Source organism: Pseudomonas sp. S2_E01 (assembly GCF_054668365.1).
On the sequence record NZ_CP162762.1, the window covers coordinates 2,669,708 to 2,691,335 of the forward strand.

Here is a 21,628-nt window from a genome sequence, read left to right on the forward strand (position 1 = left end):
GTCAGACACCCCCATCGTCGCAACGCCGCCCGGAGCAAGCTCGCTCCTACAGAAGGATGTCGATTTGCCCCATCGCCAATCGACCATTAGGTGAATCCACCCAAACCGAAGGAACCACCACCATGCGCTTCATGATCATCATCAAGGCCAGCGCCCACTCCGAAGCCGGCCTCATGCCCAGCACCGAACTGCTGACTGCCATGGGTCATTACAACGAAGCACTGGCCAAGGCCGGTGTCCTGCTGGCCGGCGAAGGCCTGCACCCCAGCAGCAAGGGCGCGCGCGTGCGCTTCAACGGCGACAAGCGCACGGTCATAGACGGGCCATTCGCCGAAACCAAGGAACTGATCGCCGGCTTCTGGTTGTGGCAAGTCAACTCCAGGGAAGAAGCGATCGAATGGGTCAAGCGCTGCCCCAACCCGATGCCCGGCACCGACGCCGAGATCGAGATTCGCCAGGTGTTCGAAGCCGCTGACTTCGGCGATGAGTTCACCCCCGAACTGCGTGAGCAGGAAGAACGGGCGTTCGCGGCCGGGAAGAAAAGCTGAGTGCGCCGCCTGACGGGTAAGGCGCGCCACGCTTACTCATTTCGAACGGTCAGGACAATATAGAGAGGGTCGAGCCCGGCTTCACCGGGAAAGACCACAATGTAATCTGGCGAGTTTTCCTCGGCATCGGTAGCCGGCTCAAGCGTCGGCACCGGTGACGAGTAAACAAACCCCACCTGCCTCCTGAATCCGGGAGCTGATGGAGCAGGTTTGTCCAGCGTGTTCGCTACAGACCACAAAACAGTTATCCCTGCGGCCCCGTCACTGGTAAATCTGTATGTGCCTGGCTGCCCGGCTCGCTCGGCGCGGCGCACGCGCACTTTGCTCGCTGAAGTCGTGCCCTTCGCCGCCGTAACGTGGAGCTGTTCCAGCAATGCCACTTCGCGCAACCCCATGAACTTCGAACCAGGCTTGGAGGCTGTCAATGCCGGCCCCATCCTGAATGGCAAGGCCAGTTCTGAGCGGTTGGCGGCCACCGCCTGCCAATCCAGGCCCTCGACGGGCATGAACTCGGACAGCGGAACACTCAGACCGTAGACTTTCACATCCGCCCGGCTGGCAAACTCGAACTGCAATACCGCAGCCTGGGTGCGCGGGCTTGTCGATTCGACCGCCGTGTTGCGCCAGGCAAATTCGGCGACAGCAGAACGAATGGACTTTTGCAGATCGACTTGCTGGGAATACGCCAATGCCGATACCTCGCCTTCCATTAATAGCTCGGGGCGTTTTCCGGCGTTGAGCAACGAGGCGTGAAGCTGGTGATTGGAAGCAGTCGGGCTCGAACCCGCCAAAGCGCGGGCGCTGATCAATACTTGCTGAGCCGCGACCAACAACGCCTCGGCTTCGTCGTGCAGGGCGCGATGGGACTGCTGGATCGTGGCCAACTGCGCCGTGTAACGGTCGTGGGTTGCATTGAGATGTTGCGCGACGTCGTGCCACTGATTTTGCTCCGCCCCCGAATATCGCAGCCGTTGGAGTGCGCTGGTTTTGGCAAACTCGATGCGCATTTTCAGGAACCCATATTTCTGGATGCAGATGTAGGCGTCATGCTGCGCCTGCTCCAACGTGCGAATATCGTTTTCCTGTTGCCACACATCGCGCGTGACGCCTTGCACTGATCGCATGTGCTGGACACCCCGCTCAAATCCCCCCAAGGCTTGCTCGACCGATAAATCTGCCGCAGCCAGGTCTGCGGCAATCTTTTGCGCATCCGCCAGACTGCGCTGCACCATCGTAGCCCTGACAGGCGGTGGCGGTTCATGGATGCCCTCATCCTTGAACGCGCTCAGGCCCTGGGAGCGATGCCATTGCCGGACGTGATGGACGACCGTTTCCGGCCCTTGCGACATGCCAGACTCTTCTTCGCTGAACAACAGGTCTGCCCCTTTGGGGTGGCCCACAATCTGGTCGAAATGATCGATCAGGCGATTGTGGTCTTCTTGCGGCACGTCTACCGCCCAGATCCGGTTAACCAGTTCCTGGAATTGTGCCGCCGTGTAATCCGTTAGATTGGGTTTAAGCTCCATCCTTGGTTCTTCCTTGATGTTATTTAGTGAACAACGGGCGCCCGCTCATCCGAGAGTGGGCGCCACTTGGTACATTACAAACTCACTCTGATTTGAAGCCAGGCTTATTATTGGCCAGCCGCCACTTAACTACCTCCTTCATCGCTCGATTTATGCATTCCTCCACCCCCTCCCCAAGACGTAAAAGAGCGTTTAGTCCACTCGGATGCTCAGTAATTTTCTCAAAGTGCAAAATACCCCTTACAAGGAAAGCATCAAATGCATCTGGAGACAGGTCACGTTCATCCTCGAACAAACACCGAAGAAACTCCCTAAACTCTGCTTCGGAATAGTCTTCAAGTCTATCTTTGAATACCATTACTGCGCCCCTCCTTTAGAGTGTATAAAAATGTGAAGTTTTGGTGTCATGATCATAAGGTTATCCATGTCGTATACAGCCCCACCCCGGGCAACTTCATGGAGGTGATGAATTTCAAATTTAATCCGCATTCCGCGCCTATCCACCGGAGCTACCATGGGTGCCATCCCCTTTCGCATGAAATCCAGATCAAGGGGCAGGAATTGACCACTCAACTCGACATCCGCCGCAACCGCCCTCCAAAACGCACGCCTGAACCCATGGAAATTCCTGAATACCTGTGATCGCAACTGTCCTGCGATTCGTGCCGGAACAGGCGCCCCATTCACTCGTGCCTCTTCGCCCAACCATACCCCCGTAACCTCCTTGCCAAAGCCGTTTGCTACACCCGGATCATCCCGTCGGTCCAGAAACAGGACGTCCGACGACGGCAGCTCCATGTCTGCCGGAAACCCAGGTATGTTCGCAGCTCCCTGCCCTTGCTCAACAGCCGGAAACGTCTCGATTTGCGGTAGGACCGGGATGGCCGTACTGCCGGGATAAACCAACGGGTCTACAGGTGCCGCAGGTGACACCGTCGAACCCAGCTGTTCCGCCCCTGGTGGCTGCAATGGCTTCCAGCTGCTGGCCGGTGGAATCGGCCAGGGCGTAACGGCGGGGACAATGCCCAACCACCCGCCTGCGCTGGCCGGCGTCTTGATGCTGATTTTGTCGAGGTTGAGGGCATCGTCCCAGAACGGCGCGCGCTCCTCATAACGCAGTTCGAACTCACGGTTTTCATCGATCCAGGTACTTTTTGGTGCGTAAGGCGCGAAGCCCTGTTCGATGCGTTTTCTGTTCAGCTCGTTGAACGAAGAGGCGAGTACGCGATCCTCGCCGAGGGTTTGCCAGAGCGCCTGATCGAACCCCGCGAACGAGGTGAACTCACGCCCGCGAAACACATCGCCGATCTGGGTCGGGATGGCTGCACCGCTCGCCTGGGTAGCGGACTTCCACCAGTCGGAAGTGGCTGGTTGCCCAGTACCGGTCACCACACCGCTGCCCAGCGGTGCGACATTGAAGGACACATAGACCGGTTCCAGCCCTGGCACGCACACCACGCAATCCTGAATTCGCCAGTCGACGCCTGGCGGGATCTCCAGCAACTGAGGCTCAGTGAGCGCGGCGCCGGAGGGTGCGGTCGCGTTGGCATCAGCCGTGGTCTGCGGCATGAACTCCAGGTGTCGGGCAGGTGCCCCTGGAACATCGACGGTGTATCGATCCGTCAACGGGTCCAGTGTCGCGTTCAGTACCGGAACCTGGGTATCGACCTCACCACCGGTCCTGGTGACGATGACTGCGGTGCCTTCCGGGGTTTCCAGGGTTTTAGCCCGGAACTCCATTTCCACCGAACCAACGGTATCGGCGATGGCTTGCAACTCCGACACGTCATGAAGCTCCAGCGCCTGCGCCGGGACGACCACGGCGTGGTACAAGCGTTGGCGTTGCTCCGGGGTCAATTCGCCATTGCCCAGTTCGGACGGGATGACCATTCCCCCGGCAAAGATCGCGACCTGCCCGGCCGTGAGTGTGCCCAGCGCGCCTGCGAGCGGTGCAAGGGCGGCAACAGCTCTTGACATGCCCGCAGCCAAGCCGTCGGCTGCACCCGCCACCCACAATCCACGGGGGTTGACCAGCATCGACAACGCGGTCGTCGATGGCGCAATAGGCACGCTGAGGGTATTAGCCTGCCGGACGCGCTCCAGACGAGCCTGCGCATCGGTCTGCTGCTTGAATCGAATGCGCGCATCACGCTGCTCAGCAACCTGACGCAGCTTTTCCCACGCAGCCAGTCGTTCTACCCAGGCGGCATGTTCCTTGAGCAGCGCATTGGATTTATCGTGCAGCGCGCTGATCTGCGCAGCCAGCAAGCGCGCTTCAGCCGCGGCGGTGTAACTGTTTTCCCAAACCTGATGACCTTGGGCCAATGCATCGCCGAACTGCCCGAGTCGTGCGAGGTAGTCATCGGGGGTGCGCGTGAGCGGGTCGAACCCATCGAAAGCCTGTGCGACATGATTGTTTGCTTCGAGCGCTGCCGCTTTTTGAGCCACGAGCTCATCAATCAGGCTTCTTTGCCTCTCGATGGAATGTAACTGCCATCGCTCGGAGCTGGGCACACCAATGCCAGGCCCGCGTTTTGCCCTGATTTCCTGATCAGTCACTGCGCCAAGGTGTTCAGCTCTCGCCGCGTAGTTTTGGTCAATCGCGGCGCGGGCAATGACATGACTGGCCTGCATCGCCGCCAGCGTCTGCTGTCGGGTGAGCAGGCGAGCCTGCTCCTGAGCGTGCGCGGCAGCAGCGGCTGCCTGTATCCGTTGTTGCTCCTTGGCTTGTCTATCCGCTTGCCTGGCGAGCGCCCTGGCCCTGCTGCGTTTTTTGCTTACGCCAACGAATGCCCCGGAGGCGCCAACGCGGTTCCCGCCAAAGCCACCGCCCCATGATCCACCGCCACCACCGGATGCTGGCGGGCCTGACCTGATAACCACATCCCCGGACGATCCATCGTTGAATATTTGTTGTGCCATACAGTCTCTCCTTAGTCTGTAGGGCACAGCATGTGGATGGGGCGGTCTTCAGCTGCGGTAGATATTTATATCGTCTGCTTTTCAGTTAATTCAGAGCATTACAAGCTGAGCACCCGTCCTTCTGCGGTTCTCAATCGGCAAGAACGCCCACGAATAGCCCGTGATGTAACTGAATGACGCAAGCCTGCGCGCCCTGGAGGGCGAACCACAGCGTGGCCAGAGGGTGTGCGATGTGATGCGCGTCGGCGGGGGTATCTTCGAGGGTTGGGGATTACCCCATCTCTGCAGGAGCGAACGTGTCGGACCGTCGCATCGAGGCGATGGTCGTCAGCGATAGCGCTGGCGGCCTGAGTGCCTGCGTTGTCTGGACTTTCATCGCGAGCAGGCTCGCTCCTACAGGGGAGAGTGTTGTTATTTGGATTTGAGTTTCAGATAAGACTGATGCAAGTCCGCCGCCCAGCCGTCGATCACGCCTTTCACGTCATCGGCCTTCAACACCTGCGAGTCATTTTCCAGTGGCTTGCCGGTGCCTTTTCTGACCACCTGCGCGAGTACATGATTGTCGCCGCCATCAAGGAATACCGCTTCGGTGGCCAGGTCGGTTTCCTGATCGCGGATGCCGCTGGCAGTGCTGACCGCAGCCGCTACCAGGGCGATGGGAATCACTTCATAGGGTTTCAGGCCTTCGGTCTTGCTGCTCACCGCCGTGATTGCCGGCCGTACCACGATCACTCCGGGGCCTGGACCGGCAGCCAGGGGTAGCGACTTGCCGATTTCACGCTTGAGGGCCTGGTCGTAATAGCTGGTGATCCCGTTCAGGGTCGTCTGAGGGATTTTCGCCGTGGGCTGGGGTTTGGGGTAAAGCTGGCTGGGTTCGATGTACACACTCTTATATTTGGCGGTGTCGAGCTTGGGATCGATCCAACGCATCACCACGGCACCCGAAGGCGACTTCGCTTCCTGCAGCCGGCTGTAATCCTTGAGAAAGCCGGAATACTGATCCGGTTCAACCTTGTTGCTGGAACACCCCACCATGCCAATCGAGGCGATGCACAGTGTGCTCATCATTAAGGCAAGCTTCATGCGGTAACTCCTGTAAGGCGGACGAGACAGTTTGGACACGCTGGTAATAGGTATAGCCAATGCGTTGGGCTGTGTCGGGAAGAATTTCGTCTGCCACACCAGGACGAGTGCTCCTTGTTTAACGCCGCCGAAACAAGGGTCGCGGTTCGATCACCGAACGTCCGTACAACACGCTCATCCCCGCCAGTCCCTTGAGTGCATCTTCGGCAGACTTGTCCTCGCGCACCGCAAAACTATCGAACCCGCATTGGCGCATATGGCTGAGCTGATCGCGCAGCACATCGCCGATTGCGCGCAATTCTCCGGCCCAGCCCATGCGCGTGCGCAGCAGGTATGCCTGGCTGTAGGCGCGACCGTCGCGAAAGCTCGGAAAGTCCAGGGCGATCAGGCGCAACTGCCCCAGCCATGGTCGCAGGCTCTCCACCTCGTCATCCGGCCCGAGCCAGACGCCATGCCGCTCAGGGTCCTGCAACCAGATGGCCAGCGGAAGGATCAGCGGGCCGGCAGGTTGAGCCGACGCTGGATCGCGCAACAGCGCCCAGGGGTCGTCGCCGTCAATGCGAGCTTGACCCGCTTCCAGTCGCAGCAGGTTGTTCATGCCGACACCTCCAGCACTTTGGGATACACCACTTCCTTGAACGGCTCCAGGCCGATGCGTTGCAGGGTGTCAACGAACAGCTCCTCGCTTTCACGGTAGAGCACAAAGGTCTCGATAATGCGTTCGATCACGTCGGGGATTTCGCTGGCGCTGAACGACGGGCCAATGACCTTACCCAGCGCGCTGTCCTTACCCTGGGCGCCGCCGAGGGTCACCTGGTACCACTCGCTGCCATTCTTGTCGACGCCGAGGATGCCGATGTTGCCAATGTGGTGATGCCCGCAGGCGTTCATGCAACCGGAAATATTCAGGCTGATATCGCCCAGGTCATGCAGGTAGTCCAGGTCCTCAAAGCGTGCCTGGATGCCTTGGGCAATCGGGATCGACTTGGCGTTGGCCAAGGCGCAGAAGTCACCGCCAGGACAGGCGATGATGTCGGTCAGCAGGCCAATGTTGGCGCTGCCCAGGCCTTGCCCGCACGCGAGTTGCCAGAGGCTGAACAGGTCGGCCTTGGGCACGTCCGGCAGGACAATGTTCTGTTCATGGGCGATTCGGATTTCACCGAAGCCGAACTGCTCGGACCACGCGGCCACGGCATTCATCTGCTCGCTGGTGACATCGCCCGGCGGTGCCGCCGCACCCGGCTTGGTCGACAGCACTACACTGGCGTAGCCCGGCACCTTGTGCGGCTGCACGTTGCGCGTGACCCATCGGGCGAAGTCGGCGTTTTCCGCCAGGCGGCTGCCGAATGCCAGGTCGGTGCTGGACAGGTCGCGGTAGTCCGGGGGCAGGAAGGCACTGGCGACCCGCTCGTACTCTTGGTCCGTGAGTTGTGCGGGTCCATCCTTGAGGTACTGCCACTCCTCCTCCACTTCCCGGGCGAAAGCTTCGATGCCCAGTGCCTTGACCAGGATCTTGATGCGTGCCTTGTACTTGTTGTCTCGCCGGCCATGTCGGTTGTACACCCGCAGTACCGCCTCGACATAGGACAGGAGGTGATGCCAGGGCAAGCCCTCGCGGATCTGCAAACCGAGAATCGGCGTGCGCCCCAGCCCGCCCCCGACGATCACCCGCAGCAGCATCTGCCCATAGGCACCACGGTAAAGATAGAGACCGATGTCATGCATCATGATGGCCGCACGGTCCTGCTCGGCGGAGCAAATGGCGATCTTGAACTTGCGTGGCAAAAACAGGAATTCCGGATTGATGGTCGACCATTGACGCAGGATTTCCGCCAATGGGCGTGGGTCGATCAGTTCGTCGGCGGCCACCCCGGCGAAGGCTTCCGTGGTGATGTTGCGCACGCAGTTGCCAGAGGTCTGGATCGCATGCATGTCGACCTCGGCCAGGCGCTCGAGGATTTCGGGCACCTGGTCCAGCTCGATCCAGTTGAACTGCATGTTCTGTCGGGTAGTGAAATGGCCGTAGTCGCGATCGTAATCCCTGGCAATGCTTGCCAGCGTGCGCATCTGCCGGGCATTCAAGGTGCCGTAGGGGATGGCCACGCGCAGCATATAAGCGTGTTTTTGCATGTACAGGCCGTTCTGCAGGCGTAGCGGCAGGAACTCTTCTTCGCTCAACTCGCCTGCCCGAAAGCGTTCGACCTGGTCGCGAAACTGCGCAACGCGCTCGAACACCAGCGCCCGGTCATAGTCGTCGTATTGATACATGTGGCTACCTCATCAGGGCGTTCGGACTTCGTTCCCGTGTCCCCACTCCTACAGGGATTGGGGTGGGATGAGGATCGCGTGATGAGCCGGTGAGTTACAGCTTCAGCTGAACATTAATAAACCAGATCAGGCCACCCCGGATCACCGCTGCCGTGGCGCATTATCTGATCCGTATAAATGAGATTTTACTGAGTCTGTTTTGTTTGCCGCAGGGTTTCTACAGTGCACGGGCATGCCAGTCCGGGTGGCCTGGCGAGACTTTGCAACCGTGGAAGCATTGACCATGAGCACAGCAACAATCGGACAGGCCTATAACTACAAGGTCGTCCGCCAATTCGTCGTGGCGACCGTATTCTGGGGCGTCGTGGGGATGGCGATGGGGGTGTGGATCGCCTCGCAACTGGTGTGGCCGGAGATGAATCTCGACCTGCCGTGGACCACCTTCGGGCGCCTGCGACCGCTGCACACCAGCCTGGTGATCTTCGGTTTTGCCGGGAGCGCACAATTCGCCGCGAGTTATTACGCGGTGCAGCGTACCTGCCAGGTACGGCTTTACTCAGACACACTCGCTGCCTTCACCTTTTGGGGTTGGCAATCGGTGATCGTGATCATGTTCATCACCCTGCCGCTGGGCTATACCACCACCAAGGAATATGCCGAGATCGAATTCAGCGGCGCGGTGTGGATGGCCGTGGTCTGGGTCGCCTATGCCATCGTGTTTTTCACCACCGTGGTGCAACGCAAGACCAAGCACATCTATGTGGGCAACTGGTTCTTCGGCGCCTTCATCGTGGTGATCGCGATGCTGCACGTGGTCAATCACCTGTCGATCCCTGTGGACTGGTTCAAGTCCTATCCCGTGTATTCCGGGGCCACTGATGCCATGGTCCAGTGGTGGTACGGGCACAACGCCGTGGGCTTTTTCCTCACCACCGGGTTCCTCGGCATGATGTATTACTTCGTGCCAAAACAGGTTGGCCGGCCGGTGTATTCGTATCGTTTGTCGATCGTGCACTTCTGGGCGCTGATCACCCTGTACATCTGGGCCGGTCCTCACCACCTGCACTACACCGCGCTGCCGGACTGGGCACAGTCGCTGGGCATGGCGATGTCGCTGATCCTGCTGGCGCCAAGCTGGGGCGGGATGATCAACGGCATGATGACGCTGTCGGGCGCCTGGCATAAGTTGCGCACCGACCCGATCCTGCGTTTCCTGGTGTTGTCACTGGCGTTCTACGGCATGTCGACATTCGAAGGTCCCATGATGGCGATCAAGACGGTCAACGCCCTCTCCCACTACACTGACTGGACCATCGGCCACGTACATGCAGGCGCCTTGGGCTGGGTGGCGATGATCACCTTTGGCGCGACCTACCACATGGTGCCAAAAGTCTTCGGTCGCGAGCAGATGCACAGCATCGGCCTGATCAACGCGCACTTCTGGCTGGCGACCATCGGCACGGTGTTGTACATCGCCTCGATGTGGGTCAACGGAATCACCCAGGGCCTGATGTGGCGCGCGATCAACGACGACGGCACGCTGACCTACTCGTTCGTCGAAGCCTTGCAGGCCAGCCATCCAGGCTTTGTGGTGCGCTTCGCCGGGGGCGTGTTCTTCCTGACAGGCATGATCCTGATGGCCTACAACGTCTGGCGCACCGTACGGGTCGCGGATGTGCGCATGGCCGAACGTGAAGCGCAGATTGCCTGAGGCAAGGAGCTTTTGATGTTCGAGATACTGCTCAACCTACTGTTCGTCGCGGGCCTGTGGCTGGCGGTCGAGCACTGCCTGAAGCGGGAGACGGCACAAAGCCTGGAGGACGCGAGCCTGATACCGTTCGCCGATGACCCCGAGGTGGCGCGTCGGGTTGAAGCTGCGACCGGCAAAGTCGTGAAGGCGGTGGCGCCGGAGGAAGCCAGGCCCGGGTATATCAATCTGGAGATGTGAAATCACTGCCCCCTGTAGGAGCGAGCATGCTCGCGATGGCGTGAGCAGCACCGCTGGGCATCAGACAGCCAGCGTCATCGTTGACGACCATCGCGAGCATGCTCGCTCCTACAGGACTCTCGGTTCACCGCAAATCATGAATACACCCGGAACCGTGTAGGAGCGGGCTTGCCCGCGATGGTCGCCAACGATGACACGGGCTTCCTGAATGCCCGCGGTACCTGGACCTCCATCGCGAGCAGGCTCGCTCCCACAGTTGGGAGGTGTAAAGGGTATTCAGGCGCTTGGCGTTTGCCGGAAACTCACGGCCAGGCGGTTCCAGCTGTTGATCGTGGTGACGGCGATGGTCAGGTCGACCATCTCGTTTTCGCTGAAATGCTCACGCGCCTGCTCGTACACGTCATCCGGAACATGGCTTTGCGCGAGTAGGGTCACCGATTCGGTCCAGGCCAGTGCCGCACGTTCACGCGGGTCGAAAAAGTTGCTGTCGCGCCAGACCACGAGGGAGTACAGACGGCGGTCGGTCTCGCCCAGACGGCGCGCGTCCACCGAATGCATATCGGTGCAAAAAGCGCAGCCGTTGAGTTGCGACGCGCGGATCTTGATCAAGTGCAACAGCGCAGGTTCAATGCTCAGGTTGCTCGTGAGCGCCTCCATGGCCATCATGGCTTTCATCGCTTTGGGTGACGCGCTGTAGTAATCCAGGCGCAACGTCATGACAAAACCTCGGACATCGTTGGGATGTTTCAAGTTAGGCGTTGTTGCTCCGGCGTGACAGTGCCAATTCGACGAAATAACGGCGGACCATTACGGGGTAGACCAATCCACGATTTTTGCACCACTCAACTTCTGCAAGGCAATGCTTGAGGTTAATCTTTCGCGACGCGAACACGCGTCGGTCAATTGCCCAGGAGCCTCGTCGGTATGGAACTTCATGTTGTCATCAACGGCCGCAAGGACCTGGCAGGCCAGTTGTACAACCAGTTGCGCAGCGCCATCGAGTCCGGACGCCTGGCCGCCGGCACGCAACTGCCGCCCAGCCGGCTGCTCGCTGAACAACTGGGCATCTCGCGCAAAACCATTTCCGACACCTACGCGCAACTGACCTACGAGAACTACCTGACCGGCGTGATCGGCAAAGGCACCTACGTCAATACCCGGCCGGCCAAGGCACAGCCCAGGCAGGGCCATTCCCAACTGGCCAGTGCCGAGGTCATCGAGTCCTGGCGTAACTTGCCGGTGTTCCTGCGCCACCCGACCCTGGAAGGCTCGCTGCGCTATGACTTCATCGGTGGCGCCACCAGCAAGGGCCAGTTTCCCCAGGACGACTGGCGGCGCTGCACGTCTCACGCCCTGCGCCAAATAGCGGGCTCCAAGGGCTTCTACAGCTTTCCTGAAGGCCTGCCGGCGCTGCGTAACGCCATCGCTCGGCACATCGCGTTCTCGCGTGGGGTGAATTGCCAGGATGAAGATGTGGTGGTGTGCAACGGTGCTCAGCAGGCGCTGGACCTGATTTCCCGGGTGTTGACCCGTCCCGGCAGCCTCGTTGCCATGGAGGACCCCGGTTACCCGCCAGCGCGCCTGCTGTTCGGCAGCCACGGGGCCACGGTGGTCGGCGTGCCGGTTGACGCAGAGGGCATTCAGGTCGACAGGATCCCCGAGGGGACCCGACTGATCTACGTGACGCCGTCACACCAGTTTCCACTCGGCATCGCCATGAGCCAGGCGCGTCGGGTGGCGTTGCTGGAACGGGCCCGGGAGCTGGGCGCAATCATTATCGAAGACGACTACGACAGTGAGTTCCGCTACGAAGGCCGGCCTACCGATTCCCTGCAAAGCATGGATGAATACGGAATCGTCGCTTACGTGGGCACCTTTTCGAAAACGCTGCTGCCGGAGTTGCGCCTGGGCTATATGATCCTGCCGCCGGCCATCCTCGAAGCGGTGATCCGCGCCAAGCAACTGACCGACCTGCACACCTCCACCCTGCCCCAATGGGCGCTGGCCAAGTTCATCGCCGAAGGCTGCCTGCTCAAGCATATCCGGCGCTGCCACGCGATCTACGCGGCTCGGCGTGAGCGCATTCTCACGCGAGTGGCGAGCGATCTTTCGCCTTGGCTGGAAGCGATCCCCAGCGTCGCCGGTTTCCACATATCCCTTAGATGCAAAGTGCCTATCGATATGCAGTTGCTGGTCGAACTGGCAAGAAAGGTCGAAGTCGGGCTGTATCCCATCGCTCCCTTCTACTACCAGCGAACGCCCCAGGACGGCCTGCTCATGGGCTTTGGCGCCATTGAAATGTTGGACATCGACCCCGCCCTGGATCGCCTGCGGGACATTTTTCAGCAGATTGCCTGAGCCATTGGCCTGGGTTTTTATCCCGCGATTGGCTATTGGCGGTCCAGGGGTGCAGGCCTATCCTGCATAGGCGTTATCCCTCAATGAGCAGGACAGCCTGATTCAGGAGTGTGAGTAATGTCCAACGAAGTGATCAACACCGTAAAGGTACAGGCCGTCTCCGGTCGCTCGGAAGAGCTGGGCAAGCAACTGCAGAAGATTGTCGAAACCCTGCGCGAATTACCGGGCTGTGAATCCTATATGGTCGACCGCTGCCCCGAGGACAGCAACCGCTGGAACGTCAGCGCCCGCTGGCAATCGGAAGCGGCCATGCACCAACATTTCAACTGCCCTGAAGTCCAGGGATTCATCGGCCTGATCGACAACCAGTTGGCCAATGCCGTGGATTTCAACAGCTTTCCGATTCGCTGAAACGGTTAATAGGCCGCAGCCAACGACGGCGCCTACAGGGCACTCAGTGCCTCTGAAAGCACCGCCGTTGGCTGCGGTCTTTTTTATGCACCGGTGACATTGGTCCCCTCGCCTTCGTGAGAATTGGCCGTTTGCCCCTCTGACATCGGGGGCTAATCTGGTCCCTGACGACCAACCACCGCAGGTAATAACCCATGAAAATGTTGCGCTTGTGTGCCGCCCCACTCGCTGCCCTGGCCCTGACGCTCCCGGTTCCAGCATTCGCCCATGACCCTTCGGAAAAGGTCACGATCCTGCAGGACGAAGTCCTGAAGAACGTCCCCGACAAAAAAGCTCTGATGCTCGAAGTCGACTACCTGCCTGGCCAGTCCTCAATCGCGCACAAACACGAGGGCACGGCGATGGCCTACGTGTTGTCGGGAGCGATCACCTCCCAGGTCAAGGGCGAACCGGCGAAAACCTACAAGGCCGGTGAATACTGGTATGAGCCTGCGGGATCGGAACATCTGGTTTCGAAAAACGCGAGCAAGACCAAACCGGCCAAGTTGCTGGTGTTCATGGTGTTATCTCCGGATGAGAAAGTGTTGATTCCGCTGGAGAATTAATTCCCGCTGAACCTGAACATACATGGAGCGAGCTTGCTCGCAATGCGTTATATGCTCACCCTGTAAGTTGCCTGCAACAACGCATCGCGAATAAGCTCGCCCCTACAGGTTCGGGGTAACATCAGGCAATTGTTCAAATCTGTTGTTGAACTTCAACTCCATTATTCTGGCGGCTCGCACGATGCGAACAACTCAAGTTAATGGAGACTTTATGAGTACTGAACAAGAAAGATCCTTTATTGCATCCATCCGGTGCAATAACGTCATGATGAAGTTTTTCGATCAAATGCTGAAGGTGCCCGCTGACCAGGGCAACTTGCTGACAACTGCTCACCGGTACTCTGCGACCACGCAGGCCATGGTACAAGTGCACCGCGGGCGAGACGAAACGGTTCGTACCCGCTCTGAGGAAATGATCGTATATTTTCGCTGTTATGACGACTACTACAACATTCAGATCCGCAGTGAAGCGTATCTGGGAAAATACCTCAGCAAGGACAACAATGGTTTACTGGGAGCATTTCCCGCTGCTGGAGGCAAGACAACTTCCTTCAACTTGCTAAATAACGAAAAGCAGATCATTACACTGGACAACCTGACAAACAACCAGGCCACGGTGTATCTGAAAGCACGCAATGCTGGCGTTATAAAAAGGCAACTCATGCAACAACCAAAACTGTATAGCTACGGTGATCAGTCCGGTGACTCATTGGCGTTCAACCTGACGATTCTCGAACGCAACGTACCGTACCCAACCAGTGGCGAACCTTACCCGCTATTCATTGAACCACGCCCGCAATCGGACGACGATTGATGCGCTGAGTGCCCTGTGGTAGCGAGCCGGCTTGCGATGTGACTGCAAGACAACGTCATTGTTGGCTGGACGGCCGCCGTCGCGGCCAAGCCAGCGCCCTCAAGAACACGCAAAAAAAACCCCGCATCTTTCGATGCGGGGCTTTTTCATTCAACGCCGGATCAGGCCGGTTGCGGCTCGGCGCTGGCCGGGGCTGCCTGGGCTGGCACAACGACTTGCCCACTCAACGCCAGGTCGAGCAGCTCGCGGTTGGCCACTGCGTACATGGCGTAGTCCGTGCCGCTGGCGGCACGGATTTCCACCAACATGGCACGCCAGCGTTCGATCATGCTGGCGTGTTGCGCTAACCAGGCGTCCAGGCGTGCTTCCACCGAACTGTCGCACAGCTGCAGGACAGAAATGGTGATCGCCCGTTGCTGCCAGTCGACGTCGTCGCGGAACGCTTCACGGGCCAGAGCCTGCCAGTTGTTCTCAACCGGCAAGGCACTGATCTGTTGCAGGTACCAGGTGATGTCCAGCTTTTCACCCACCGCGAAGTAAGCCTTGGCCACTTCCGCCGGATCCTGGCCGGTGACGTCGGACGCCTCGATGACCGGGAGCAAGGTATACAGGTGCGAGGTACCTGCGACCATGCGCGCCAGCAACTCGGGCACACCCGCTTCGACGTAAGCCTGGTAACGCTTCTGCCAGCCTTCGCGGGTCGGACCTTCCAGGAGTTCGTCGAGTTTCAGGCCCAGTTCCTTCAGGTGTGGACCGAAATGCGCGACGTCACGAGCCGCATTCTGCTCGTTGCGACGGGTACGCAGGAACCAGCGAGTGGCACGACGGCCCAGGCGCATCAGCTCGTCCATCATTTCCAGTTGCACATCAGCCGACACCTTGTAGTCCAGGGCTTCGATCTGACGGAACCAGTGCGGGAGGTGGAAGATATCCCGAACGATCACATAGGCCCCCGCCACGTTCGCCGGGCTCATGCCGGTCGACTCCTTGAGTCGCTGAACGAAGGTAATGCCCATGTGGTTCACCAGATCGTTGGCGATCTGGGTGCTGACGATCTCGCGCTTCAGACGGTGACGGCGCATCGCCTCGGAGAACTTGCTCACCAGCGTCGGTGGAAAAGCGGTTTCCATGTCGCGGGTCAGGTAGTCGTCATCCGGCACAAGGGATTCGAGCAACGCGGCCTTGAGGTCGATCTTGCTGTAGGAGATGAGCACGGACAACTCCGGACGGGTCAGGCCATGGCCTGCCGCGACGCGTTCGTTGATCTGCTCTTCCGACGGCAGGAACTCGATGGCGCGATCCAGCTTGCCACGGCCTTCGAGGTCGTTCATCAGACGCTTGTATTCAGCGATGCGTGGCAATGCACGACGAGCCGCCAGGGACAAGGCCTGAGTCTGCTTGTAGTTGTTGCCCAGCACCAACCCACCGACCTCGTCGGTCATGCTCGACAGCAACACATTGCGTTGCTTGTCGGTCATGTCGCCGGCCTGAACCACTTCGTTCAGCAGGATCTTGATGTTCACTTCGTGGTCGGAGCAGTCCACGCCACCGGCGTTGTCGATGAAGTCGGTGTTGGAACCGCCGCCATTGAGACCGAACTCGACGCGACCCAGTTGGGTCATGCCCAGGTTACCGCCCTCACCCACGACCTTGCAGCGCAGCTCGTTACCGTTCACGCGCAGTGCATCGTTGGCCTTGTCGCCCACGTCGGCGTGGCTTTCGGTGCTGGCCTTGACGTAGGTGCCGATGCCACCGTTCCACAACAGGTCCACTGGCGCCTTCAGCAAGGCGTTCAGCAGTTCGGTCGGGGTCAGTTTGTCAGCCTGGATGTCGAAGCGCTCTTTCATCTGCGCGGAAATCGCGATGCTCTTCGCGCTACGGGAGAAAATCCCGCCGCCTTCGGACATGATGCTGGTGTCGTAATCCGACCAGGCCGAACGCGGCAGGTCGAACAGGCGTTGACGCTCGGCGAAGCTGGTCGCCGGGTTCGGGTTCGGGTCGATGAAGATGTGCAGGTGGTTGAATGCCGCGACCAGCTGCAGCTTGTCGGACATCAGCAAGCCGTTACCGAACACGTCACCGGCCATGTCGCCGACGCCCACCACGGTGATGCTGTCTTCCTGGACATTGATGCCGCGCTCGCGGAAATGGCGTTGTACGCCCACCCACGCGCCCTTGGCGGTAATGCCCATCTTCTTGTGGTCGTAACCGGCCGAGCCACCGGAGGCAAACGCATCGCCGAGCCAGAAGCCGTAGTCGATGGCGATGCCGTTGGCGATGTCGGAGAAGGTTGCAGTGCCCTTGTCCGCTGCCACCACCAGGTACGGGTCATCATCGTCATGCCGCACGACGTTGGCCGGCGGCACCAGCGCGCCATCCTTCAGGTTGTCGGTGATGTCCAGCAGGCCGGAAATGAAGATGCGATAGCAGGCGATACCTTCTGCTGCGATTTCGTCCCGACCGCCGCCCAGTGGCAGGCGACGTGGCAGGAAGCCACCCTTGGCGCCCACTGGCACGATGACGGAGTTCTTCACCTGCTGGGCTTTTACCAGGCCCAGCACTTCGGTGCGGTAGTCTTCCTCACGGTCGGACCAGCGCAGACCACCGCGAGCCACGTTGCCAAAGCGCAGGTGCACGCCTTCGACACGCGGCGAGTAAACGAAGATTTCGAACTTCGGCACCGGTTTCGGCAGTTCAGGAATCAGGTGCGGATTGAACTTGAAGCTGAAGTACGACTTGTTATGACCCTTGGCGTCTGCCTGGTAGAAGTTGGTGCGCAGGGTCGCCTTGATCAGGTCCAGGTAGCGACGCAGGATGCGGTCTTCGTTGAGCACCTGAACCTCGTCCAGGGCGCTGAGGATCGCGTGCTCCAGGCGTTGCTGCATGTCTTCCAGGTCGTCGCCGCTGAGCTTTCGCGCCAGGTAGAAGCGGGTCTTGAACAACCGGGTCAACTCGCGGGCGATGTCGGTGTGGTTGTTCAGGGTGCTGGCGATGTAGCCCAGGTCAAAGCCCAGACGGATCTGTTTCATGTAGCGGGCATAAGCACGCAGCAGCGCCACGTCGCGCCATGGCAGGCCGGCGGTCAGCACCAGGCGGTTGAACGCATCGTTCTCGGCATCGCCGCTGACGATGTGGACGAAGGCATCCTGCAAGGTGTCGTTGAGCTGCTGGATGTCCAGGTCCAGGCCTTCGGCGGCGGTGAACGCGAAATCGTGGATCCAGAACTCGCGACCATTGGTGTGACGCAAGCGGTAAGGGAACTCACCCAGCACACGCAGCCCGAGGTTTTCCAGGATCGGCAACACGTCGGACAGTGCCAGCGGGGTATCGGCGTGATACAGCTTGCAATGCAGTTCGCGCTGACCGGACACCTGACCCAGCGGCTGGTAGAAACTCATCACCAGCGGGTTTTTCTCGTTCAGGCTCAGCAGGTGCTGCATGTCGACCACGGCCGAGTGCGCGGCGAAACGCTCGCGGTAACCCGCCGGGAAGCCTTTGGGGAAGTCCGCCAGCACGTTGGTGCCCTGGGCTTCGCCGAAGCTCTCGACGGTCAGCGCCGAGTAATCGTCCTGCCAGCTGCGGCAGGCCTGGATCACTTCGTTTTCCAGTTGTTGCGGGTCGATGTCGATGCGGTTTTTCGGGTCCACACGCAGGATCAGTTGCACGCGGGCCAGCACGGACTCGGAGAAGAATGTCCAGAACTCGCAGTCCGAAGCCTTGAGGCGATCCATCAGCACTTGCTGGATCTTCTGGCGCACTTCGGTGGAGTAGATGTCACGCGGCACGTAGGCCAGGCAGTAGCAGAAACGACCGTACGGGTCCTTGCGCAGGAATACGCGGATCTTGTTGCGTTCCTGGATCTGCACGATCGACATCACGGTGCTGAACAGCTCGTCCACCGGGGTCTGGAACAGATCGTCCCGTGGCAGTACTTCCAGGACCTGTGCCAGTTCCTTGCCCAGGTGAGCCTTGGCCTGGAAGCCGGAGCGGCGTTCGATTTCCGCGACCTTGCGGCGAATGTACGGAATGTTGCGCACACTTTCGCCATACACCGACGAGGTGTACAGGCCCATGAAGCGGCATTCCTTGATGACCGTGCCATCGGCGTCGATTTCACGGATCGACACGTAGTCAGGGTAAGCCGGACGGTGTACACGGCTTGGGTGCGCGGCCTTGGCGAACGACAGCAGGGTCGGTTCGCGCAGGTAGTTCACGGCGTAGTCTTCGATGCGCAGGTCATCGTAGGTCAGGCCGGTGCGCAGCAGTTTGGTCAGGCCCAGGAAGGAGCCCTGGTCGTATTCGATGTGGCCGCCATCGGCCTGATCGGTGACCACGAACTCTTCGTAGCCCAGGAAGGTGAAGTGGTTGCCCACCAGCCATTCCAGGAAGCTCTTGATTTCGTTCTTCTCGTCGGCGTCTACCGCAAAACGGCTGTTGTCCAGGTTGGTGAGGATTTCCTGGACCTTGGCCTTCATGGGTTCGAAATCGCTGACCGCGACGCGCACTTCACCCAGGACCTGTTCGAGTTCCTTGGCCAGGACGTTCAGTTCGGCGGTGTTGGAGCAACGGTCAATTTCCAGGTACATCAACGACTCTTGCAGCACGTCGTCGCCCTGGGTGCCTTTCGGCAGGATTTCCAGCAATTCGCCCTTGCTGCCGCGACGCACGCTCAGCACGGTGGTTTGCAGGGTATGAATGCTGTAGCCGCGACGATTCAGCTCGGTCCGCACCGAGTCCACCAAAAATGGCAGGTCGTGGTGCAGCACTTCGACCGCCGTGTGGGTCGACTGCCAGCCATGGCGTTCGTAATCGGGGTTGTAGACGCGCACTTGCGGTTGCGCGTGATCGAAGCGCTCAAGCAGGCGCCACGCAGAAAGGGTACAGCCAGCGAGGTCGGACAGCCGACGCTGGGTCAGCTCGTCCAGAGAAATGATGCCGAAGAATTGTTCAGCGAACAGCGCCACTTGTGGCAGTGCCTGTTCACTGATGTGCTGCGCCAGTGCCGCTTGCAGTTGGTGCTGGAAGTCGGCTTTGCTGGCTGCGGTGAAGAACGCCATCTGTGGTACTCCGCTTGGGCTTGTTATTGATTGAAGCGTCGCGTGCAACACCCCTTTCGGGGCGATCCGTCACCCTGTTCCTGATTCTCGGGCAGAGGAAACAGGGTGACAGGTGGGTGAAGCTGGACGGGACACTTGGGTCACATTCATCTTCGGTGAACGGCCATGTGCAAAAACGACTGTGCGATCAATTGCACATTGTCTTTACAGGCAGATCTTTACAGGTATCCATCCGTTGCGCAGCTTAACCAGTGCGGCAAGGCCGGTGCTTGCGGTGCTGCGACATATTCGGTCATCGGAATGCTGCTGTTGCGACAGGCATCGAATAACACTAGCAGCCATCGGGAAAAACGGGCGTCTAATCGCCGGATTTGCGGCAGGCTCGTATCGAAAATGACCAGTAACCTACCGTGCAGTCACGACACGTTCGCTGGCGGTGAGACGAGCAGAAATGGTCGAAGGCTGGCAGAATTGCGTTTTGACCGCTTTCACATTGCTCCTCGAGCCAGGAATTCCCATGCAAATGACCACCTCCCTGTTGATCGTCAACCCGTGCGACGACGAAGAAGACAACATGGCCATGCTCGCCTGCCACAGCGACAAGGGGGACATGTTCCTGATGAGCCGTTACCCGGACGAGGACGAGCTGGAAATCACCCTGGACGGCGAGCCTTCGACCCTCGACGGCGTCAAGGTCACCCTCAGCCCGACCCGCCTGCTGATCGAAATCGCGGCGGCGGATGCCGATGCGCTCAATGGCGATGATGTGCTGGAGATCACGCACAACACCGATGCCAGCGATCTGGCGGAGGTCGAGCTGACCCTCAAGAACATTCTGGATGGGACCGGGACCTACATCAGCGAGATTTAAGGAGCGCCTCTCCTGTAGGAGCGAGCATGCTCGCGATGGCCCCGATAACACCGCTGGGTGTCAGGCATCCCGCGTCATCGTTGACGACCATCGCGAGCATGCTCGCTCCTACAGGGATCCCACTCCACCATCCATTTCCCACACTTTGCACAAAATGCCGTTAGTCGCCGCCCCCCGCGATGGATTAAAGTAACGCCCCCAGCCTTGGCGATAGTCGAACGCTCAGGTCACCCTTTCCAGGAACAGTCATCGATGGAACATCGTGAGGCGCTCATCGCGCTGCGAACCTTTCTTTCCACGCAGATTCTCGGCCAGGAAAAACTCATCGAGCGGTTGCTCATCGCCTTGCTCGCCGATGGCCATATGCTGGTCGAGGGTGCGCCAGGCCTGGCGAAGACCAAGGCCATCAAGGAGCTTGCCGAAGGCATCGAGGCCCAGTTCCATCGAATCCAGTTCACCCCCGACCTGCTGCCTGCCGACATTACCGGCACAGAAATCTATCGACCGGAAACCGGCAGCTTCGTCTTCCAGCAAGGCCCGATCTTCCACAACCTCGTGCTGGCAGACGAAATCAACCGTGCGCCGGCCAAGGTTCAGTCGGCCCTGCTCGAGGCCATGGCAGAGCGCCAGGTCAGTGTCGGGCGCAGCACTTATGAGCTGTCGCCGCTGTTTTTGGTAATGGCCACCCAGAACCCCATTGAACAGGAAGGCACCTACCCACTGCCTGAAGCCCAGCTCGACCGCTTCCTGATGCACGTGAAAATGGGTTTCCCGGACGCCGCCGTCGAGCGCCGCATCCTGCAGCAGGCCCGTGGCGAAGCGCTGAACGGCGAAACCAAGCCGGAACGCCGAGTCAGCCAGCAGGCGATCTTTGCCGCGCGCAAGGAAATCCTGGGCCTTTACATGGCGGACGCCGTGGAGGAATACCTGGTGCAGTTGGTCATGGCCACCCGCAACCCGGCCAAGTTCGACCCGGAAATGGCTGAATGGATTGCCTATGGCGCCAGCCCCCGGGGATCCATCGCTTTGGACCGCTGCGCCCGCGCCCACGCCTGGCTTGCCGGTCGCGACTTCGTCAGTCCGGAAGACATCCAGGCGGTGCTGTTCGACGTGTTGCGCCACCGCATCATCCTGTCCTTCGAAGCGGAAGCCGCCGGCATTGACCAGGACCGGGTGGTCCAGCGGATTCTCGACGTCGTAGCCGTCGCTTGACCCCG

At 59.7% G+C, this 21,628-nt stretch carries 18 protein-coding genes; 10 read left to right on the forward strand and 8 right to left on the reverse strand.

The annotated features are described in order from the left end of the window. Window positions 1-122: 122 nt before the first annotated feature. Window positions 123-548, forward strand: coding sequence for a YciI family protein (locus AB4O36_RS12105; RefSeq protein WP_460141870.1), 426 nt, complete (start codon window positions 123-125; stop codon window positions 546-548). A gap of 32 nt (window positions 549-580) precedes the next feature. On the opposite strand, the gene AB4O36_RS12110 is transcribed toward AB4O36_RS12105, so the two are convergent. The 3 genes from AB4O36_RS12110 to AB4O36_RS12120 form a co-directional block, all read right to left on the reverse strand. Continuing rightward, window positions 581-2,074 (reverse strand): bacteriocin immunity protein, encoded by a 1,494-nt coding sequence (locus AB4O36_RS12110; RefSeq protein WP_460141871.1) that lies wholly within the window; start codon window positions 2,072-2,074, stop codon window positions 581-583. An 82-nt stretch (window positions 2,075-2,156) separates the two neighbouring features. After that, window positions 2,157-2,432, reverse strand: coding sequence for a bacteriocin immunity protein (locus AB4O36_RS12115; protein ID WP_460141872.1), 276 nt, complete (start codon window positions 2,430-2,432; stop codon window positions 2,157-2,159). After that, window positions 2,432-4,522: an S-type pyocin domain-containing protein gene (locus tag AB4O36_RS12120; RefSeq protein WP_460141873.1), complete on the reverse strand. Its 2,091-nt coding sequence runs from the start codon at window positions 4,520-4,522 to the stop codon at window positions 2,432-2,434. Before AB4O36_RS12120 ends, AB4O36_RS12115 begins: the two co-directional genes overlap by 1 nt. Before the next feature lie 171 nt (window positions 4,523-4,693). On the opposite strand from AB4O36_RS12120, the gene AB4O36_RS12125 reads away from it, so the two are divergent. Next, on the forward strand, window positions 4,694-4,912 hold the full coding sequence (locus AB4O36_RS12125) for a hypothetical protein (RefSeq protein ID WP_460125422.1): 219 nt from the start codon (window positions 4,694-4,696) through the stop codon (window positions 4,910-4,912). 495 nt (window positions 4,913-5,407) lie between these two features. Here AB4O36_RS12125 and AB4O36_RS12130 read toward each other — a convergent pair whose 3' ends face one another. The 3 genes from AB4O36_RS12130 to AB4O36_RS12140 all read right to left on the reverse strand — a co-directional run bounded on the left by AB4O36_RS12130 (window position 5,408) and on the right by AB4O36_RS12140 (window position 8,347). Then, on the reverse strand, window positions 5,408-6,079 hold the full coding sequence (locus AB4O36_RS12130) for a DUF3313 domain-containing protein (protein WP_460125425.1): 672 nt from the start codon (window positions 6,077-6,079) through the stop codon (window positions 5,408-5,410). Between the two features lie 118 nt (window positions 6,080-6,197). Continuing rightward, complete coding sequence (locus AB4O36_RS12135) at window positions 6,198-6,677, reverse strand: DUF934 domain-containing protein (protein WP_460141874.1); 480 nt, start codon at window positions 6,675-6,677, stop codon at window positions 6,198-6,200. Beyond that, entirely contained in the window at window positions 6,674-8,347 is a 1,674-nt protein-coding gene (locus tag AB4O36_RS12140; RefSeq protein ID WP_460125431.1) for a nitrite/sulfite reductase, read from the reverse strand. The genes AB4O36_RS12135 and AB4O36_RS12140 overlap by 4 nt, the downstream gene beginning before the upstream one ends. Before the next feature lie 283 nt (window positions 8,348-8,630). On the opposite strand from AB4O36_RS12140, the gene ccoN reads away from it, so the two are divergent. Then, on the forward strand, window positions 8,631-10,058 hold the full coding sequence (gene ccoN, locus AB4O36_RS12145; protein WP_460125433.1) for a cytochrome-c oxidase, cbb3-type subunit I: 1,428 nt from the start codon (window positions 8,631-8,633) through the stop codon (window positions 10,056-10,058). 15 nt (window positions 10,059-10,073) lie between these two features. Continuing rightward, a complete protein-coding gene (locus AB4O36_RS12150) occupies window positions 10,074-10,295 on the forward strand; it encodes a cbb3-type cytochrome c oxidase subunit 3 (protein ID WP_460125436.1) in 222 nt (73 codons plus the stop codon). A gap of 276 nt (window positions 10,296-10,571) precedes the next feature. On the opposite strand, the gene AB4O36_RS12155 is transcribed toward AB4O36_RS12150, so the two are convergent. Then, window positions 10,572-11,012 (reverse strand): carboxymuconolactone decarboxylase family protein, encoded by a 441-nt coding sequence (locus tag AB4O36_RS12155; RefSeq protein ID WP_460141875.1) that lies wholly within the window; start codon window positions 11,010-11,012, stop codon window positions 10,572-10,574. Window positions 11,013-11,219: 207 nt separating this feature from the next. Here AB4O36_RS12155 and pdxR point away from each other — a divergent pair, with 207 nt between their 5' ends. The 4 genes from pdxR (at window position 11,220) to AB4O36_RS12175 (ending at window position 14,483) form a co-directional block, all read left to right on the forward strand. Continuing rightward, a complete protein-coding gene (gene pdxR / locus AB4O36_RS12160; protein WP_460141876.1) occupies window positions 11,220-12,653 on the forward strand; it encodes a MocR-like pyridoxine biosynthesis transcription factor PdxR in 1,434 nt (477 codons plus the stop codon). Between the two features lie 117 nt (window positions 12,654-12,770). After that, window positions 12,771-13,064, forward strand: coding sequence for a putative quinol monooxygenase (locus tag AB4O36_RS12165; protein ID WP_460125444.1), 294 nt, complete (start codon window positions 12,771-12,773; stop codon window positions 13,062-13,064). A gap of 194 nt (window positions 13,065-13,258) precedes the next feature. Further along, window positions 13,259-13,669: a cupin domain-containing protein gene (locus AB4O36_RS12170; RefSeq protein WP_460125447.1), complete on the forward strand. Its 411-nt coding sequence runs from the start codon at window positions 13,259-13,261 to the stop codon at window positions 13,667-13,669. 211 nt (window positions 13,670-13,880) lie between these two features. After that, window positions 13,881-14,483, forward strand: coding sequence for a hypothetical protein (locus AB4O36_RS12175; RefSeq protein ID WP_460141877.1), 603 nt, complete (start codon window positions 13,881-13,883; stop codon window positions 14,481-14,483). Window positions 14,484-14,644: 161 nt separating this feature from the next. On the opposite strand, the gene AB4O36_RS12180 is transcribed toward AB4O36_RS12175, so the two are convergent. Next, entirely contained in the window at window positions 14,645-19,540 is a 4,896-nt protein-coding gene (locus AB4O36_RS12180; protein ID WP_460141878.1) for an NAD-glutamate dehydrogenase, read from the reverse strand. Window positions 19,541-20,057: 517 nt separating this feature from the next. Here AB4O36_RS12180 and AB4O36_RS12185 point away from each other — a divergent pair. Both AB4O36_RS12185 and AB4O36_RS12190 read left to right on the forward strand, forming a co-directional pair. Next, entirely contained in the window at window positions 20,058-20,411 is a 354-nt protein-coding gene (locus AB4O36_RS12185; RefSeq protein WP_460141879.1) for a hypothetical protein, read from the forward strand. 252 nt (window positions 20,412-20,663) lie between these two features. Further along, window positions 20,664-21,623, forward strand: a complete 960-nt coding sequence (locus AB4O36_RS12190; RefSeq protein ID WP_460125458.1) for an AAA family ATPase — start codon at window positions 20,664-20,666, stop codon at window positions 21,621-21,623. Window positions 21,624-21,628 lie beyond the last annotated feature (5 nt).